The 15,614-nt window shown below is 60.5% G+C and carries 16 protein-coding genes; 8 read left to right on the top strand and 8 right to left on the bottom strand.

Going from position 1 to position 15,614, the window contains the following annotated elements:
• The first annotated feature begins 51 nt into the window (after positions 1 to 51).
• The 4 genes from AC13RM_RS21495 to ftsZ all read left to right on the top strand — a co-directional run bounded on the left by AC13RM_RS21495 (position 52) and on the right by ftsZ (position 4,621).
• Positions 52 to 738: a TetR/AcrR family transcriptional regulator gene (locus AC13RM_RS21495; RefSeq protein WP_374819768.1), complete on the top strand. Its 687-nt coding sequence runs from the start codon at positions 52 to 54 to the stop codon at positions 736 to 738.
• A 185-nt stretch (positions 739 to 923) separates the two neighbouring features.
• Positions 924 to 1,967 carry a substrate-binding domain-containing protein gene (locus tag AC13RM_RS21500; RefSeq protein ID WP_488555532.1) on the top strand — a complete coding sequence of 348 codons (1,044 nt, stop codon included), beginning with the start codon at positions 924 to 926 and terminating at the stop codon, positions 1,965 to 1,967.
• A 71-nt stretch (positions 1,968 to 2,038) separates the two neighbouring features.
• Positions 2,039 to 3,244 carry an acyl-CoA dehydrogenase family protein gene (locus tag AC13RM_RS21505; RefSeq protein WP_374819764.1) on the top strand — a complete coding sequence of 402 codons (1,206 nt, stop codon included), beginning with the start codon at positions 2,039 to 2,041 and terminating at the stop codon, positions 3,242 to 3,244.
• A gap of 369 nt (positions 3,245 to 3,613) precedes the next feature.
• Positions 3,614 to 4,621 carry a cell division protein FtsZ gene (gene ftsZ, locus AC13RM_RS21510; RefSeq protein ID WP_440480281.1) on the top strand — a complete coding sequence of 336 codons (1,008 nt, stop codon included), beginning with the start codon at positions 3,614 to 3,616 and terminating at the stop codon, positions 4,619 to 4,621.
• Between the two features lie 189 nt (positions 4,622 to 4,810).
• Here the strand turns inward: ftsZ and AC13RM_RS21515 are convergent, their stop codons facing one another.
• The 8 genes from AC13RM_RS21515 to AC13RM_RS21550 all read right to left on the bottom strand — a co-directional run bounded on the left by AC13RM_RS21515 (position 4,811) and on the right by AC13RM_RS21550 (position 12,004).
• Positions 4,811 to 6,028: an SfnB family sulfur acquisition oxidoreductase gene (locus AC13RM_RS21515; RefSeq protein ID WP_113228766.1), complete on the bottom strand. Its 1,218-nt coding sequence runs from the start codon at positions 6,026 to 6,028 to the stop codon at positions 4,811 to 4,813.
• A gap of 174 nt (positions 6,029 to 6,202) precedes the next feature.
• The gene (locus tag AC13RM_RS21520) at positions 6,203 to 7,501 is read right to left on the bottom strand and encodes an NAD(P)/FAD-dependent oxidoreductase (protein ID WP_488555533.1); all 1,299 of its coding nucleotides are present in this window, start codon (positions 7,499 to 7,501) and stop codon (positions 6,203 to 6,205) included.
• A gap of 133 nt (positions 7,502 to 7,634) precedes the next feature.
• Positions 7,635 to 8,891: an ABC transporter substrate-binding protein gene (locus AC13RM_RS21525; protein WP_285177346.1), complete on the bottom strand. Its 1,257-nt coding sequence runs from the start codon at positions 8,889 to 8,891 to the stop codon at positions 7,635 to 7,637.
• 52 nt (positions 8,892 to 8,943) lie between these two features.
• Positions 8,944 to 9,372 (bottom strand): hypothetical protein, encoded by a 429-nt coding sequence (locus tag AC13RM_RS21530; protein ID WP_285177348.1) that lies wholly within the window; start codon positions 9,370 to 9,372, stop codon positions 8,944 to 8,946.
• Complete coding sequence (locus tag AC13RM_RS21535; RefSeq protein WP_285177351.1) at positions 9,369 to 10,424, bottom strand: aldo/keto reductase; 1,056 nt, start codon at positions 10,422 to 10,424, stop codon at positions 9,369 to 9,371. The genes AC13RM_RS21530 and AC13RM_RS21535 overlap by 4 nt, the downstream gene beginning before the upstream one ends.
• A gap of 5 nt (positions 10,425 to 10,429) precedes the next feature.
• Positions 10,430 to 10,783: a TIGR04076 family protein gene (locus AC13RM_RS21540; protein WP_285177354.1), complete on the bottom strand. Its 354-nt coding sequence runs from the start codon at positions 10,781 to 10,783 to the stop codon at positions 10,430 to 10,432.
• Between the two features lies 1 nt (position 10,784).
• The gene (locus AC13RM_RS21545) at positions 10,785 to 11,273 is read right to left on the bottom strand and encodes a DUF3830 family protein (RefSeq protein WP_285177357.1); all 489 of its coding nucleotides are present in this window, start codon (positions 11,271 to 11,273) and stop codon (positions 10,785 to 10,787) included.
• On the bottom strand, positions 11,270 to 12,004 hold the full coding sequence (locus AC13RM_RS21550; RefSeq protein WP_285177360.1) for a GntR family transcriptional regulator: 735 nt from the start codon (positions 12,002 to 12,004) through the stop codon (positions 11,270 to 11,272). The genes AC13RM_RS21545 and AC13RM_RS21550 overlap by 4 nt, the downstream gene beginning before the upstream one ends.
• A 120-nt stretch (positions 12,005 to 12,124) precedes the next feature.
• Here AC13RM_RS21550 and AC13RM_RS21555 point away from each other — a divergent pair, with 120 nt between their 5' ends.
• From AC13RM_RS21555 to AC13RM_RS21570, 4 genes are read left to right on the top strand one after another with little or no spacing between them, the layout of a single operon-like run.
• Entirely contained in the window at positions 12,125 to 12,922 is a 798-nt protein-coding gene (locus AC13RM_RS21555; RefSeq protein WP_285177362.1) for an ABC transporter ATP-binding protein, read from the top strand.
• On the top strand, positions 12,919 to 13,668 hold the full coding sequence (locus AC13RM_RS21560; protein WP_113228775.1) for an ABC transporter ATP-binding protein: 750 nt from the start codon (positions 12,919 to 12,921) through the stop codon (positions 13,666 to 13,668). Before AC13RM_RS21555 ends, AC13RM_RS21560 begins: the two co-directional genes overlap by 4 nt.
• On the top strand, positions 13,665 to 14,573 hold the full coding sequence (locus tag AC13RM_RS21565; RefSeq protein ID WP_285177364.1) for a branched-chain amino acid ABC transporter permease: 909 nt from the start codon (positions 13,665 to 13,667) through the stop codon (positions 14,571 to 14,573). The genes AC13RM_RS21560 and AC13RM_RS21565 overlap by 4 nt, the downstream gene beginning before the upstream one ends.
• A complete protein-coding gene (locus tag AC13RM_RS21570) occupies positions 14,570 to 15,556 on the top strand; it encodes a branched-chain amino acid ABC transporter permease (protein ID WP_285177366.1) in 987 nt (328 codons plus the stop codon). Before AC13RM_RS21565 ends, AC13RM_RS21570 begins: the two co-directional genes overlap by 4 nt.
• The last annotated feature ends 58 nt before the right edge of the window (positions 15,557 to 15,614 follow it).

Raw genomic sequence — 15,614 nt, forward strand, 5'->3', positions numbered from 1 at the left:
TGCCTTACAAAGAATAAGGTGAATACCTTAGAGCTTCAAGGGGGAAACGAGATGGCGGCCAGCAAAGGTGGGAAGAGGAAAGGTGAGAAGAAGGAAGTGGCTGTGCGGCCCGATACGCGCGAGCGGATTCTCGTCTCGACATTGTCGCTCTTCAATCAGAAGGGGCCGGAAGCCGTCACCACGGCGGAAATCGCCAAGGCCGTGCGCATTAATCAGGGCAATCTCTATTATCATTTCCGCACCAAGGAATCGCTCGTCCTAGCGTTGTTCTCCCGCTTCGAAGCCGATGCTTTGGTGCTCGTCAGGCAAGCCGATTGTGTAGAAGGGGCGGATTCGAAAGCCTATGCCGGCTTTTTGCGCGAATGGTTCTCGCTGATCTGGACACATCGCTTCCTCTTTCGCGATATTCCCGGCCTGTTGGCAATCGCGCCCGGCTTGAGAGGGCCGATCCTGATGGTCAGCGCCGGCATGCGTGTTTCCGTCGATGCCATTTTTCAGCGCATGGAAGAGGCCGGCCTGATCAGCGCCGCCGCGGAGGAGCGCAACGCATTGATGACCAATATGCGGATCGTTGCCACCTATTGGGCAGTCTATCTCGGCCTTCAGGAGGGCGTGGGTGAATTGACGCCTCAGCATATGCATTGGGGGCTCGGTCAGGTGGCGAGCCTGTTGCGGCCTTATCTCTCGCCGCAGGCACGGGCCGATCTCGAGGAGATGCTCGCGAAACCCTTCGCCTGAGGCTTTTACGCCGGGTAAGTCCTTGCCGCCATTCCCTTGGCAAAGGAACAAAGAATCTCCGAAGCCAGCCAAAATCGGATGATTTAATCTACTAAAAACATAGGGTTTATATCTAATAATTGCATGCGTCGCAGGGTCATCTATCCGTCAGACGACGCTTCCGATGGATCGTGAGGATCGCGACGATGAGATTATTTACACGGCTTGCCCTGTCGGCCGTTGCCCCGCTTCTTCTGGCACAGACCGCGCTGGCTGCCGGTGTGAACGGTGCGCCAGCGCCCTTCGACAAGGGCGGTGTAAAAGTTGCTCTGGTGAGCTATATCTCCGCCGGCGATTTCTTCCAGGCCTATCAGGCGGGTGCCGAAGCTCAGGCCAAGGCGCTCGATATCGATCTTCGCGTTTTCCCCGGGCGCCAGGATGCAGCCGCCCAGCGTGAACAGATCCTCCAAGCGATCAATCTCGGCGTTTCTGCCATCGTCATCGATCATGGCTGGCCGGAATCGCTTGGCGATGTCGTGCAGCAGGCGCTCGACAAGGGTATCAAGGTCGTCGCCTTCGACGTCAACCTCAACAATCCGAAGATCCCGCAGGTCGAGCAGAGCGATCACGAGCTTGCCGACCTCGCCCTGAAGCAGGTCGTCAAGGAGAATGGCAACAGCTTCAAGGCGGGCTATGTCTATGTCGCCGGCTTTGCGCCGCTCGACCGCCGTAACGAGGTCTGGGATGCTTTCAAGAAGCAGAATGCCGGCGTCGTCGAAAAGGCTCGCTTCGGTAACGTCAGCGATACGACCGCGACCTCGACTGCCGATCAGGCCAAGGCAGCGCTTGCGGCCAATCCCGATATATCAGTCATCTTCGCGCCCTATGACGAGTTTGCCCGCGGCGTGAAGCTTGCCGCGGCGGATCTCGGCATTGCCAACAAGCTGAAGATCTATTCGGCCGACGTATCGACGGCCGACATTCAGGAAATCACCGAACCGGGCAGCCCATGGGTAGCAACGGTCGCAACCAATCCGGCCGTCGTCGGCGCTGTTTCCATCCGTGCCGCCGCGTTGCAGGTGGCAGGGCAGGAGGTTCCGCATCAGATCACCGTCAAGCCGACGCTGCTGACGCAGGAAGGACTTCGCGCCGCCAACGTCCAGACGATCGAGGAACTGGCCAAGAAAGTTCCGGCCTTCAACGCCAGCGATGCAGTGACCGCCAGTTGGATACCGGACAAGCTTTTTTAAGCGGCCATTCTCGAGATGCCGGCGGGGTTTCCGATCCCGCCGGATTACGCTACTGAACCGGAGTTCACATCATGAGCCAGTCCAACGTCGTCTTTGCGAGCAATCGAAACGCCACGCGTGCGGATCTCTTCGCCAGAGCCGAAGAGATTGCAGCCGATCTTTCCAAGCGCGCCGCAGAGCTTGACCGCGAAGGTCGTCCACCACTCGGCGAGATCGTCAAGCTGAAAAATGCCGGCTTGCTGAACGCGCTACACGAAACGCAGATCGGTGGCGGCGGTCTCGATTGGGTGGATGGCTTGCGGTTGGTGCGCATTCTTGCGCGCGGGGAGAGCTCCATCGGCCAGCTTCTCGGCTATCACTACGTCAACAGCCAATACATCTATTGGGCCTTTGACGAGGCACGCGCACAGGAGCTCGGCGGCAAGACGGTCGCCAACAGCCTTTATTGGGGTGCGGCGGTCAATCCGCGCGATCCCGGCCTCGTGTTGACGCGCCGCGGCAACGGCTATGTCCTGAACGGCCGCAAGTCCTTTTCCACGGCCGCGCACGTCTCCGATTACGTCAACGCCAATGCTGCGCTCGATGACCGGATCGTCGGCTTCGCCGTCCCGACCAATCGAGCCGGTTACAAGGCCAATGACGACTGGGACAATTTCGGCCAGCGCCTTTCCGACAGCGGCAGCGTCGAGTTCCACGACTTCCCCGTCTACGAAGAGGACTTGGACAAGGCGGCATCGACCGGCGGCGAAGCGCCGGTGCTTGCGACCTTCAACACGCCGCTTATCCAGCTGGTCTTCGTGAACTTCTATCTGGGCACGGCGGAGGGCGCGCTGCGCGAGGCTGTCGATTATGTCCGTACCACGACGCGGCCCTGGATCACCTCCGGCGTCGAACGTGCATCGGACGACCCTTATATTCTAGAGCGTGTCGGTGAATTTACCGCAGCCCTCAAGGCATCCGCCGCTCTGGCCGACAGCGCTGCCGCGGCGGTTCAGGAGGCTCTTGCAAAGGGACATAAGGCAACGGCGCGCGAACGCGGTGAAGCAGCGGCCGAAGCCTATGCGGCAAAGGTGCACGCGACCCATGTTGCCCTCGATATTACCTCGCGCGTATTCGAGCTCACCGGCGCCCGCTCGACTGCGGAGAAATATCGCTTCGATCGTTTCTGGCGCAATGTGCGGACGCACACCCTGCACGATCCGGTCTTTTACAAGGCCAAGGAGGTCGGCGAGTTCGTGCTGAACGATCGGATTCCCGAGGTCAGCCTCTACAGCTAAACGCGGGGGCGAGGACGTGGTGGAGTCTAAAAGTGGATCGGCTCGTAATCCGAGCCGATGGCGGCTTCACCCGCACTCAAGGTCGGTCAACGTCATTGGTATCTGGTGTGGTGTGGGCCCCTGTTGGAACACGCCACAGCTTCAAGCGGGCTCGCCCGATTGTGGCCTTCACGCAACGCTGGACGATTGATGTTCTGATATCCGGCTCACAAATCCTGTGCTCAACTCACTATTCTGTGGAGGGCTGTCGCAGCTCGCCGTAATGCGCACACGTTCCTCATTAGGATCTCTTCACTCACGAATCGCTTTCGACGTCCAGAAGGGCAGGCGATCTCGATTGAGAATGAAATCGATCCAATGGAGTCCTTCATGGCTGACATGCGCGCACCACTTTCAGGGGTGATACCGAAGATTTCCGTCGTCGGTGTCGGCGGTGGCGGCGGCAACGCAATCAACAATATGATCGCGCAACAACTTCAGGGCGTTGAATTTATAGCGGCAAATACGGATGCGCAGGCGCTTGCGACGTCCAAAGCGACCAGGCGTATTCAACTTGGCGCACAGGTGACAGAAGGTCTCGGTGCGGGCTCCCTGCCGGAAATCGGACGAGCCGCCGCCGAGGAATCCATTGATGAGATCATGGACCATCTCCACGGCACGCACATGTGCTTCGTGACGGCCGGAATGGGTGGCGGCACTGGCACGGGCGCCGCACCGATCATCGCTCGAGCCGCGCGGCAGGCAGGCATCCTCACGGTTGGAGTCGTCACCAAACCCTTTACGTTCGAAGGCAACCGGCGCATGCGCACGGCCGACGAAGGCATCGAGCGCCTCCGTGAAAGTGCCGACACTGTCATCGTCATTCCCAATCAGAACCTGTTTCGCATTGCAGATGCCACGACCACCTTCGAAAATGCTTTTGTGACTGCGGACCGGGTTCTGTATGCGGGCGTCAGCTGCATCACGGATCTGATCATCAAGGAAGGTCTCATCAACCTCGACTTCGCCGACGTCAAATCCGTGATGCGGGGAATGGGACGTGCGATGATGGGAACGGGCGAGGCGTCAGGGCCGGGCCGCGCGTCAAAAGCGGCAGATGCCGCCGTCTCCAATCCGCTTCTCGACGACATGAGCATGAAGGGCGCGCGGGGCGTGCTGATCTCCATTTCCGGCGGGACAGACATGACGCTGTTTGAGGTCGATGAGGCCGCCAGTCGCATCCGCGACGAAGTCTTTGCCGATGCCGATATCGTCGTCGGTGCGATCTTTGACAAGAATCTCGACGGGGTGTTCAGAGTATCGGTCGTTGCAACCGGTCTGGAAAGTCTCGCGGCGTCCGCCGGTCAGCCCATAGAAATCAGTATGGATCGGCACTAGAGCAATTCCGGGAAAAGTGCGCAGCAGTTTTCCGTCCGGAATTGCGTGAAAGCAAAGAGATAGATGGTTCAGACATTCAGTGAAAAACTGAACCGCATTAGCTGGCTTCAGCGTGGCGCTCCTGATTTGTGCCTTTGATTGTATGAAAGCCCCGTTCCAGTGAACTGCGACGGGGCTTTCGTCTATCCGTCAAAGCGCGCCGTTCTTCGGCGGGATGACGTCGTTCAGGTGATAATTGCCGACGACATGATATTTCCAGCGAACGGGGTCGTGAAGCGTATGCGTGCGGGCGTTGCGCCAGTGGCGGTCGAGATTGAGGTCGAGCTTCACGGAGGCTGTTCCGGCAAGTTCGAACAGCGTGTTCGTGGCTTCGATGGCGATTTCCGTCGTCAGCACCTTGGCTGCAGCAACGGCCAGTGTCGCCTCGACCACCCGCTTTTCCGTCGTCTCGACCTGCGCGGCATCGACCTTGCGGCCGGCGCGTTCGATGGTCGCAGCCGCCGCTTCCAGCCGGATGGCGATCTGGCCGACCTTGGCGATCGTCAGCGGATCGTCGCTGGCGCGCTCGACGCCGCTATCCATCCAGGGACGCGATCTGGTCTTCACGAAATCAAGCGTCTCGGCGAAGGCAGCCCGGGCAATGCCGAGATCGACGCCGGCATGGATGATCTGGCCGACGGAGCCGATCGTCGTCGGCCGCTCGAAGCCCTTGTGATGAAGGACGACATGGTCGGCATTCACATAGACATTGTTGAGCGCCGTCGTGCCGCTGCCGGTCGTGCGTTGTCCAAAGCCATCCCAATCGTCGATGATCTCGACGCCTTCCGTGCCCTTCGGCACGAAAGCCATGACCAGCTTGTCGGCTTCGTCAAGCGCGAAAACGGTGATCCAATCGGCAAAGAGAACGCCCGTGGAATAGAACTTGCGGCCATTGATACGATAGCCGGGGCCATCGCGGGTGATGCGGGTATTATAGTGCCCGACCGTTTTCGTGCCCCGCTCGGACAAGGCATTGCCGAAACGATCGCCGGCCAATGCGCGGCCGAAGAAGTATCGCTTCTGATCCTCCGAGCCATCGACGCGCAACGCTTCGAGGATATAGAAATGGTTCTGCGGGATCTGCCCGATCGAGCCATCGGCCTCGGCAATGATCGCCGTGATCTCGGCCAGCGCTGCGTTCGAAACATCCAGGCCGCCATACTCTTCGGGGACGGTAATCGCCAGCAGTCCGGATTGTGCCAGCGCATCCATTTCGGCATAGGGGAGCAACCTCTCGCTGTCGCGCTCAGATGCGCTAGCGGCAAAGCGCTCCGCAAGCGCTTGCGCGACTGCCAGCGCCTGTTGTTCGGTCTCCAGTACCGTGGCCTCCGGGTGCGTGGCGTTGATATGGTGTAATTGCGCGTTCATGGGCAGGCTCCGATTTTATTCGCGCCACGATGCCGCATTCGAAGCCAGGCTTCGAGAAAAGGCATTTCATTTTTGGGGATACGGTCGCGTCTTCATTCCTTTCTCTATAGAATTAATGGTCATTTACAGTCTGGAGCGGTGTGCAGCTAGATGACCGTCGGCAACCTTGGTGGATCAATGACGGCCCTTTCGCCAATCCTCAAAGCGGGCATGCGCCAGCGCAAGCGAGGCGACGAGGGGCGTGAACCCGTGGAATGGTAGGGGTTGACCGGGTTGCAGCGGGATCGGCAGGGCTTCCGCGATTTCACCGAGCGCCATTCTCGCCAGTGTTCGGCCGAGTTGCGCCGTCATGGCGATGCCGCGGCCGTTGCAGCCGATCCCGCCGAAGAAGCCGTCGCCGAAACGGTAGAGACGCGGCAGGAAATCCGGCGTCATGATCGCCGTTCCGGTCCAGACGATCTCTATGCCGGGATGGCGCGACAGGCGGAGTTCGGATACGAGCCGGTCGACGACGGCGCGGCCGACACGCTCGAAGGCGCCGAAGGGATTGATCGCCATGCCGCCGCTGATCAGCCTGTTGTCGCGATCGAGCCGGTAGGTGAAGAGGTTGGAGCGCGTATCGCCGACAGGTCGCCGATTTGGGGCAATTCGCGCAACGGTTTGGGCATCGATCGGCTTCGTCGCCACTTGGTACACCTTTAACGGCACGCCCGTTCGGCCCATGCGCGCGGCTATGCCGCTTGTGAAGGCGTTGGTGGCGAGGATGACGACATCCGTTTCAATTTCATGGTCCGCGAGGCCGACGCGCCAGGTGCCGCCATGTCGCTCGACGCGCTCGACCACACTGTTTTCGCGGATATTGCCGCCGCGCCGCATGACCGCGCTTGCGAGCCCGTAGAGATAATTCAGCGGGTGGAGGGTGCCGCCGGAGTGATCGATCAATCCTCCGGAATAGATCTCCATACCGGTCTCGTTCCGGATGGCGCCGGCATCGAGAAATTCGACTGGACGACCAAGCTCCGTCCAGTCCTTCGCCCGCTGGCGCAGGATCACAGCCATGTCGTCGCCATAAGCGGGCTGCAGCCAACCGGTCTGCGCCGCATCGCATGAAATCTGCTCCTCCGCGATGGTCGCAAAGATCTCGTCGGCGCCCGCACCGACGAGCGACAACAGCGCATCCGCCTTGCCGCGCGGCAGCTTCTGACGGACGGTCGCCGGATCGGCCTTGGCGAAATTGGGCACGACGAAACCGGCATTCATGCCGCTGGCACCCGCGCCCAATCGTCCGGCTTCGAGGACGATGACAGAGCGGCGGGTGCGGGCAAGATGAAGTGCTGCGGTGAGGCCGGTGAAGCCGCCGCCGATCACGACGACGTTTGAGCGGGAAGGCAGGCCGTGGGAAAGTTCAGGGGCAGCGCCGGCTGTCAGCGTCCACAGGGTCGGATTGGTGGGGCGAGCGGCACTGCTGGGCATCAGCGGAGGGTCTCTCAATAACTACGCCAGATAGCTGTCACCATAGATCAGCCGCTGAAGGGATTGTGCCAGGATGATTGCAAGGAGGCGCGCCGAAGGGAGCGCCTCGCCTTTTTGCAATGTAGAGCGCCGCCTACTTGATCTTGTCCTTCAGGGCTGAAACGTCTTCCATCTTCAGCTCGCCGTCGGTGGCGACCTTGCCGTCGGCGATCTTCCAGAGACGGAAGGGGCCGGTGATGTCGCCATACTGATCGAAGGAGACCGGGCCGATGACGCCTTCGTAACGGATCGGCTTGCCTTCCTTGATCAGGCCGAGCGCCTTGGCGAATTCTTCCTTGCCGGCATAGATCGGCGTGCCTTTGGGATCGACGACCTTATAGATGTCATCCTTCAGCTTGGATGTGTCGTCGCCGGCGATCGCCAGCGCGAGACCGACGATCGCGCCGGCGTCATAGGCTCGGTCAGCGGCCGGGTTAGTCGGCTCGATGCCCGAAAAATCCTTGTAGTTCTTGTTGAAATAGTCGGTCGATGGCGTCGGCGTCGTGCCCGAGGAGGTGCCATAGGCGTCCTTCAGATAGTCGGCGCCGACGGAATCGATAAAGTCCGGGCTGTTCATGCCGTCATTGAGCAGAAACTTCTGCGGGCCGCCTTGCGAAATCCAGGTGCGGGCGATGGTCGCGCCATCGACCGGCGTGCTGACAAGATAGAGACCATCGGGATCGCCGCCCATCCCGGCGGTGACTTCCGAAGCATAGCTTGATTGCTTTTCGTTGTAGGGCGTCGTCGAGGCGATCGTGCCGCCGAGCGCCTTATAGGCCTTCGAGAATTCGGCGACCATATTGACGCCGAAATCGTTGTTGACGTGGATGATCGCAAGCTTCTTGAAGCCCTTGTCGATCGCATATTTTGCAGCGGCAATGCCCTGCAGCGAATCCGATGTGATGGTGCGGAAGAAGATGCCGTTGGTCTTGCCGTCGCGGCCGAGCGCCGTCAGCGTCGGCGAGGAAGCGGCCGGCGATACCTGCACGATCTTGGCGGGTGCGGTGACCGAGGTCAGGATCGGGATCGTCACCGAAGAAATGATGCCGCCGATGATGGCCGGTACCTTCTTGACCTGCACGAGCTGGGTCGCGGCATCAACCGCGACATTGCCCTGACTCTGGCTGTCGCGCGTATCCGTCACCAGATCGCAGCCATGGGCGCCGCCGGCGGCGTTGATGTCGCGGAAGGCCATCTCGACGGACTTCGCGCCCGCCTGGCCGTATTCGCCGGCCGGGCCGGTCAGTTCCATCACGAGGCCGACCGTGACCTTGCAGTCCGCGGCATTGGCGGCGCCGGCTGCGGTGAGAAGGGCCAGAGCCGTGGTGATTTGAAATATCGTCTTCTTCATCTTTGTTCCCCTTGTTCGGTCAACGATTTTCATTTCTGTTTTTTAGAACCTGTCAGGTCTCCGGCATCTGCAGCCAGGTTTCATGCAGATGCTGCCATTCGACGCCGTTGGGTGCCGATGAACTTGCGGTGAAAAGCGCGCTCGCCTGACGACGGCTATATTTGCCGGCGCGCGATTGGGCTTCGACATAGGTGAGGACGATCACGTTCTCGGTTTCGAAGCTCGCGCGGATATCCGAAATCTCGATGTTGAAATCGCCGTGAAAGCTTCCTCGGTTTGCCCGGATCAGTTCGATGGTTTCAGCGCGGCCGAAGATACGGCCGGTTGGCGGGATCATGCGAAAAGCATGCCCGAAGGTGCGCTCGCAGCGGCCGAAATCCGTCTTGTCGGCAGTTGCGGCATCATACCAGGCTTCAAAGAAGCGATGAAAATCCAGCACTTCGGCGCTGGCCTTTTGAAAGAGGGGCGATTGCTGGCTCATATCTTCCCCGCATTGAGGTTGTAATGCATGATTGAGCCGTGCCTGCCGGTGCGGTCACGCTCCAGCGTATAGACATCGCCTTCAAGGCCAGGGCTTTGGGCGATGATGCCGGCGATCTGTCGGCGGTCGTCGTCCGAAAGGGCGATATCCATGATCTTGGCATTGGCAAGCGCATGTGCCTGATTGCGGGCGCCGACGATGACGGCGGCGACCTGCGGCTGTTCCAGCACCCAGGTGCTGGCGATCGTGGCGATATCGACGCCATGGCGATCGCCGATAGCCCTCAGCGTATCAAGCAGTGATTGGAACAGCTCCCAGCCGCCGAAATCATCGATGATAAGCTTGTATTTGACGAGCGAGCGGTTCTCGAGCGGCATCTCGGGTTCCGGCTGTCCCAGCCATTTGTCGCTCAGGAAGCCACCAGCCACCGAACCGTAGCAGAGGAACTTCACGTCATTCTCCGCCGCCAGCTTGGCGAGGCTGTTCGATGGCCGCTGATCGAGAACCGAATATTGCAGCTGCTGACTGACAAGCGGAATGCCGGCTTTCAGAATCTCGGCAATATGCGGCGTATCGAAATTGGTCGTGCCGACATTACGCACCTTGCCCTCGCGGCGCATCTCGTCCAGCCAGCTCAAGGCTTCGAGATAGCCGGGCAAGGCGTAATCCCACCAGTGAAACTGGACCAGATCAAGCTGTTCGGTCTTCAGCTTTCGCAACGACTTGTCGACGATCCCTCGTATATAGTCGCGGCTGATGGTTGCCAGTTTCTCGAGATCTGGGACCAGCTTCGTGTGGACCTTCATCGCGCCTGCGGCTTCCGTGCCGCGCTCGTTGCGGAGCCGTTCGCGCGCCTCGCCAATCAGCTCCTCGACGCCCGTATAGATGTCGGCGCAGTCATAGGTGCGGATGCCGACGTCGAACGCGGCGATCAGGTCGGTCACGGCCTGGGCACGATCGATGGTGCCATGTCCTCCTGCAAGCTGCCAGCCGCCGCGGATGACGCGGGAAATCTTGTATCCGGGGCTGAGCTCAAAAGTCTTGGCGGTCATGCGGTTTATTCTCCTTCGGGCAACGGCACGGCCGTTGTTTCGGCATGGCTGAACCGCCGCTTGCCCGTCCTGACGATGCGCAGCCGGCTCGCGCAGTTCGGGTCGGGGCAGGCGATTTCCGCGTCCGAGGTCATCCAGTCATTCTTGTGGGCGGGGCGTTGCTTGGCCGCCAGCAGCGGCAGGACGGCTGAAATGGAGTAAATCGAAAAGCCTTGTCCCGCAGGCAGGGACAGCATTTCGCCCTTGAGTTCGAAATAGTCGCCCGGCTTGGCGCCGCAATAGATCGGCTTGCCCTCTGGAATGACGGCCTCGACCCTGAGGTCGAAGAGCTCGAAACTGTCGTCGCTTGCAGCCGTCATCTCAGATCTCCGCGCGCTCGAAGGTGACGTCGCAGGCTCCGTTACGGCGGATGACGCCGCAGGCCGCCGCGAAGTGCTCGCGCTCCTCGGGGCGCACTTGCGCGACGACGCTGCCGGCAAGCCAGCCGATCGGAAAGAGCAGGCGAGCGCCCTGCCCATAGAACAGGCCGATATCGAAGATCGCATCTGGATTGCCACCCCACATGCGCGGCGGCACGTAGCTCAGCACGATATCGCCGGGCTGCGGCGTGAGCGTTGCATTCTCGGCGGGCAGGGCGTTCGCATAGGAAGCACCCTTCAGATGCGCCGGCGGGATCGGGCATGAGATTTCCGGGCCGGTCCACATGGCGTGAATGCCACCGACCACGCGCGTTTCGCTGAGATAGTTCCAGAAAAAGGCGGCATTGTCTGGCGCCTTGGCTTCCAGCAGAGGTGCCAAGACACTGAGGCCGGAGCGGGGTTCGGAGATCTTGATGGCGCGTTGGCTCATACGGATTGGCCCTTTTTGGCTTCGGCTTCCAGTTTGCTGCGCAGGAAGGTGAACGGCCGGCTGATGTCTGCCACCAGCGCATCGCGAGCGCCCTTTGCATCCTGCGCGGCGATCGCCTTGACGATCGTGCGGTGATAATGGGCGGTATCGACCTCGCCGGCATCCGAGAAGGCATAAATCGCGACACGGATACAGGGGCCGGACTGCAGCCAAAGGCTTTCGATCATCGGGATCAGAACGGCGGAGCCGCAGGCGCGATAGATCTCGAAATGAAAGGCCTGATTGAGCGTCACCTCGCGGTCGACGTCCTTCTTGTGCTTCAGCGCGCGCATCTCGTCCCATTCGCCGAGCATGCTTTCGATGGTCGTAATCTGCCGCGTCGTCATGCGGGTCGCGGCAAGCGCGATTGCCTCGCCCTCGATCAGAATGCGAGCGCGCAGAAGATCGTCCATGCGCTCAAGCGTGATCGGCGGCACGCGGACGGATCGATTGGGAAGGGCTTCTAATGCCTTTTCGGTAATGAGCCGACCCAGTGCCTCGCGCACCGGCATGGTGCTGGTCATCAGCGCGTCGGCAAGACCGCGAATCGTCAGCACCTGGCTCGGCTCGAACAGCCCGCCGATCAGCGCGCGGCGCAGCTCCAGATAGACCCGGTCCTGAACGGTTTCTCGCCCCACTGGCGCAAGCTGTGCGGCAATCGGATCGCTCTTGTCGGCGGTGGCCTTTTGCATTCGAAATCCCTTTTTCGGCTTGCGAAGAGGATTAAAGCTGATTAGCGTGATCAATGCAAGTGTGATCACAAATCAAATAATCAGGGAGCGACAACGATCGCTTCCGGCCAGAGGGATCTCATGAGTACGACAACTGAACGGCATGGGGAGGAAGCCCCGCCTGTTCTGACGGCCCAAAACGTGGTGCGGCGTTTCGGCGGTCTCGTAGCCGTCAACGACGTTTCCTTCCACGTGCGCCAGGGCGAGATTCTCGGCTTGATCGGTCCGAACGGCGCCGGCAAGACGACGATGTTCGACCTTCTGGCCGGCAGTGTTGCACCAAGCAGCGGCGAAATCATTCTGAACGACACCGCAGTGGCTGGCGAGGCTGCGTATCGCAGGATTGGCCGTGGTCTTGGACGCACGTTCCAGATCCCACGACCTTTTCCCAATCTGACGCTTCTCGACAATGTCATGCTGGCCGCTCAGGACCAGACCGGAGAGCGGCTGCTATCGAATTTCCTGCGGCCGTGGAAAGTCGCCGCGCAGGAGAAGGCGGCCCATGCAAAGGCGATGGAGCTGCTCGACCTCGTTCACCTGACGCGTCTCGCACATGAGCCGGCCCGCGTGTTGTCGGGCGGTCAGCGCAAGCTTCTCGAACTTGCTCGCGTCATGATGGCCGATCCGGCCCTCATCCTGCTCGACGAGCCCGCCGCCGGCGTCAACGCCACGCTTCTCGAGACGATCATCGACCGTATTCGCGATATCAACCAGCGCGGTGTCACCTTTCTTCTGATCGAGCACAATATCGATATGGTCACCCGCCTGTGTCACCGCGTGCTTGTGATGGCGAGCGGCCAGCTTCTTTGCGAGGGCACGCCGGAAGAGGTCGCCAGCGATCCGCGCGTCATCGAGGCCTATCTGGGAGGCGCAGCATGAGCGAACCGGTCTTGAGTGTTCGCAATCTGGTTGCCGGTTACGAGCCGGGTGTTTCGATCGTGCGCGGTGCTTCGATTACGGTGGCCGAGAAGGAAATTGTCGTCGTGCTCGGCCCCAATGGTGCCGGAAAATCGAGTTTCATCAAGGCGATTGCCGGTCTGGTTCCGGTTGAAAGCGGCACGGTCGAGCTGGCCGGCAGGGATATTACGAGTACGCCTGCGCACATCATGGTGCGGCTCGGCCTCGCCTTCGTGCCGCAGACGGAAAACGTTTTCCCGCTGATGTCCGTCGAGGACAATCTAAAGGTCGCCGGCGGCATTCTGAAGCCGAAAGACGTGCCTGCTCGCATCGAAGAAATGTATGCGACATTTCCGGATCTTGCCCGCCATCGCCGCATCGCGGCCGGTAATCTTTCCGGAGGGCAGCGGCAGATGCTGGCTGTTGCGCGCGCTCTTATCGTTCACCCGAAGCTTCTCGTGCTCGATGAGCCCTCGGCAGGCCTCTCGCCAAAATTCGTTTCGATGGTCTTCGACATGCTGACCGAAATCCGCAAATCCGGCGTCACCATTCTGCTGGTCGAGCAGAATGCCAAGGCGGCGCTTGCGATTGGCGATCGCGCCTATGTCCTCGTCGAGGGCAAGGACAGGCATGAAGGCGTGGCTTCCGAGCTTTGGAACGATCCCGTCGTCGCCGAACTCTATCTCGGCCAGCGACCTGAGACTTCGGCAAAGGGGGGTGCGGCATGAACCTGCAATTCATCGTCGACGGATTGCTGACGGGCTCGATGATCGGCCTTGGCGCTATCGGCGTGACGCTCACCTATTCGATCCTGCGCTTTTCCAATTTCGCACATGGCGATTTCATGGCTTGGGGCACCTATGCGACGCTTGCTGTGGTCAGTGCGATCGGCGCTGTATTCGGCAAGGTCGCACCCATCGGCCCGCTCTCATTCGGCTGGCCACTGATCGTGGCGGTGATCGTGGCGATGGGCTTTACGGGCGTCCTTGCCCTTGCACTCGACAAGGTGCTGTTTGCGAGACTACGCGCCAAGGGCCAGTCGATCATCGTCGTCATGGCGAGCTTCGGCGCATCCATGGCGCTGCGCAGCCTGCTCGAATTCCTCTTCACGTCGCGTCCGACCTATTTCAGCCGCGCGATCCAGATCGCCATGCCGATAGGTTTCGGCATTCGCATCACGCCCGATCAGATCGCCCTTTTGATCGTCACGGCACTTTTGGTCTTCGGCGTTCATATGCTGATGACGAGGACGCAGACAGGGCGCTCCATGCAGGCGCTGAGCCAAAATCCGGCGCTTGCCCGTGTCGTCGGCATCGATGTCTCCAAAGTCGTGCGCGTCACATGGTTGATCGGCGGAGGGCTCGCCTGCGTTGCCGGCGTCATGATCGGCATTCTCGTACAGATCCGTCCGCTGATGGGTTTCGACATGCTGCTGCCGATGTTTGCCGCCGCTATTCTCGGCGGTATCGGCAGCGTGCCGGGCGCGGTTCTCGGTGGCCTGATCATCGGCCTTGCCGAAGCGGCTGCAGTTCAGCTTGTCGGCGCGGAGTGGCGTGCCGCCATCTCGTTCATCATCCTGATGGCGGTGCTGTTCATCCGGCCGATCGGCCTTTTCGGAGTGAGGGAGCGATGATGGACATTATTGGCTATGCCGCTTTCTTCCTGACGACCGCGTTGATCTTTTCCTTCATCACGCTCGGCTTGAACCTGCAATGGGGCTTGACCGGTCTCTTCAATGTCGGGCTCGCCGGCTTTGTAGCGATCGGCGCCTATACCTCGGCCCTGCTGACGACGCCCGATACGGCCGGGCGGTTCGGCGGGTTCGATCTGCCGATCCTCGTCGGCTGGCTCGGCGCAATGATTATCGCCGGTCTTGCCGCCGCCATCATCGGTGTGGCGACGCTCCGACTGAAATCCGATTATCTGGCGATCACAACCTTCGGCGTAGCCGTCGTCGTCCAGCTCGTGGCGCTGAATGCGCAGAAACTGACCGGTGGCCCCTTTGGTATCGGCTTCATTCCGCGCCCATTTTCGAACCTCGCCGAAACGCCGCTTCTTTTCAATTTGGCCAATCTCGGCATCGTGGTCGTCGCATTGCTGATCGTTTATTTTGCGCTGGAGCATCTTGTAAAAAGCCCCTGGGGACGTGTTCTCAAGGCGCTGCGTGAGGACGAGCGTGCCGCCATTTCTCTCGGCAAGAGCGCTCGCTTCTATCGCGTACAGGCCTTTGCCGTCGGTGGTGCGGTCATGGGATTGGCCGGTGCCATGCAGGCGCATTTCATCGGCTTCATCGCGCCGGACAACTACCTTCCGATCCTGACCTTTCAGGTCTGGGTCATGCTGATTGTCGGCGGTTCTGGCAGCAACAAGGGCGCTGTCATGGGCAGCGTTCTGGTCTGGGCGATCTGGGCCGGTTCCGGTGCGCTGACGAGTATCCTCTTTTCGCCCGAACAGCAGGCTCGTGCGGCATCGCTGCAGATCGTGGCGATCGGCGTCATGCTTTGCATCATCCTGCTGGTGCGACCGGGCGGCCTCTTTGGCGATATCCCGAAGCGTCGTTCAGCGATCGCGCCGCAATCGAAATCTGTCGCGGACGAGGGTAGCGCCGCGTCTTAGCAGCGGGCTTTGCCGATCGGATCGGTATTCGATGCTGTATGGGGTTTTGCGTTCTGCC

It is taken from the genome of Martinezella sp. CNPSo 3732 (genome assembly GCF_057784515.1).

Bases quoted from the DNA above. Each gene is read 5' to 3' on its own strand.
- AC13RM_RS21495 (WP_374819768.1), top strand. From the start codon at position 52: ATGGCGGCCAGCAAAGGTGGGAAGAGGAAAGGTGAGAAGAAGGAAGTG.
- AC13RM_RS21500 (WP_488555532.1), top strand. From the start codon at position 924: ATGAGATTATTTACACGGCTTGCCCTGTCGGCCGTTGCCCCGCTTCTT.
- AC13RM_RS21505 (WP_374819764.1), top strand. From the start codon at position 2,039: ATGAGCCAGTCCAACGTCGTCTTTGCGAGCAATCGAAACGCCACGCGT.
- ftsZ (WP_440480281.1), top strand. From the start codon at position 3,614: ATGGCTGACATGCGCGCACCACTTTCAGGGGTGATACCGAAGATTTCC.
- AC13RM_RS21515 (WP_113228766.1), bottom strand. From the start codon at position 6,028: ATGAACGCGCAATTACACCATATCAACGCCACGCACCCGGAGGCCACG.
- AC13RM_RS21520 (WP_488555533.1), bottom strand. From the start codon at position 7,501: ATGCCCAGCAGTGCCGCTCGCCCCACCAATCCGACCCTGTGGACGCTG.
- AC13RM_RS21525 (WP_285177346.1), bottom strand. From the start codon at position 8,891: ATGAAGAAGACGATATTTCAAATCACCACGGCTCTGGCCCTTCTCACC.
- AC13RM_RS21530 (WP_285177348.1), bottom strand. From the start codon at position 9,372: ATGAGCCAGCAATCGCCCCTCTTTCAAAAGGCCAGCGCCGAAGTGCTG.
- AC13RM_RS21535 (WP_285177351.1), bottom strand. From the start codon at position 10,424: ATGACCGCCAAGACTTTTGAGCTCAGCCCCGGATACAAGATTTCCCGC.
- AC13RM_RS21540 (WP_285177354.1), bottom strand. From the start codon at position 10,783: ATGACGGCTGCAAGCGACGACAGTTTCGAGCTCTTCGACCTCAGGGTC.
- AC13RM_RS21545 (WP_285177357.1), bottom strand. From the start codon at position 11,273: ATGAGCCAACGCGCCATCAAGATCTCCGAACCCCGCTCCGGCCTCAGT.
- AC13RM_RS21550 (WP_285177360.1), bottom strand. From the start codon at position 12,004: ATGCAAAAGGCCACCGCCGACAAGAGCGATCCGATTGCCGCACAGCTT.
- AC13RM_RS21555 (WP_285177362.1), top strand. From the start codon at position 12,125: ATGAGTACGACAACTGAACGGCATGGGGAGGAAGCCCCGCCTGTTCTG.
- AC13RM_RS21560 (WP_113228775.1), top strand. From the start codon at position 12,919: ATGAGCGAACCGGTCTTGAGTGTTCGCAATCTGGTTGCCGGTTACGAG.
- AC13RM_RS21565 (WP_285177364.1), top strand. From the start codon at position 13,665: ATGAACCTGCAATTCATCGTCGACGGATTGCTGACGGGCTCGATGATC.
- AC13RM_RS21570 (WP_285177366.1), top strand. From the start codon at position 14,570: ATGATGGACATTATTGGCTATGCCGCTTTCTTCCTGACGACCGCGTTG.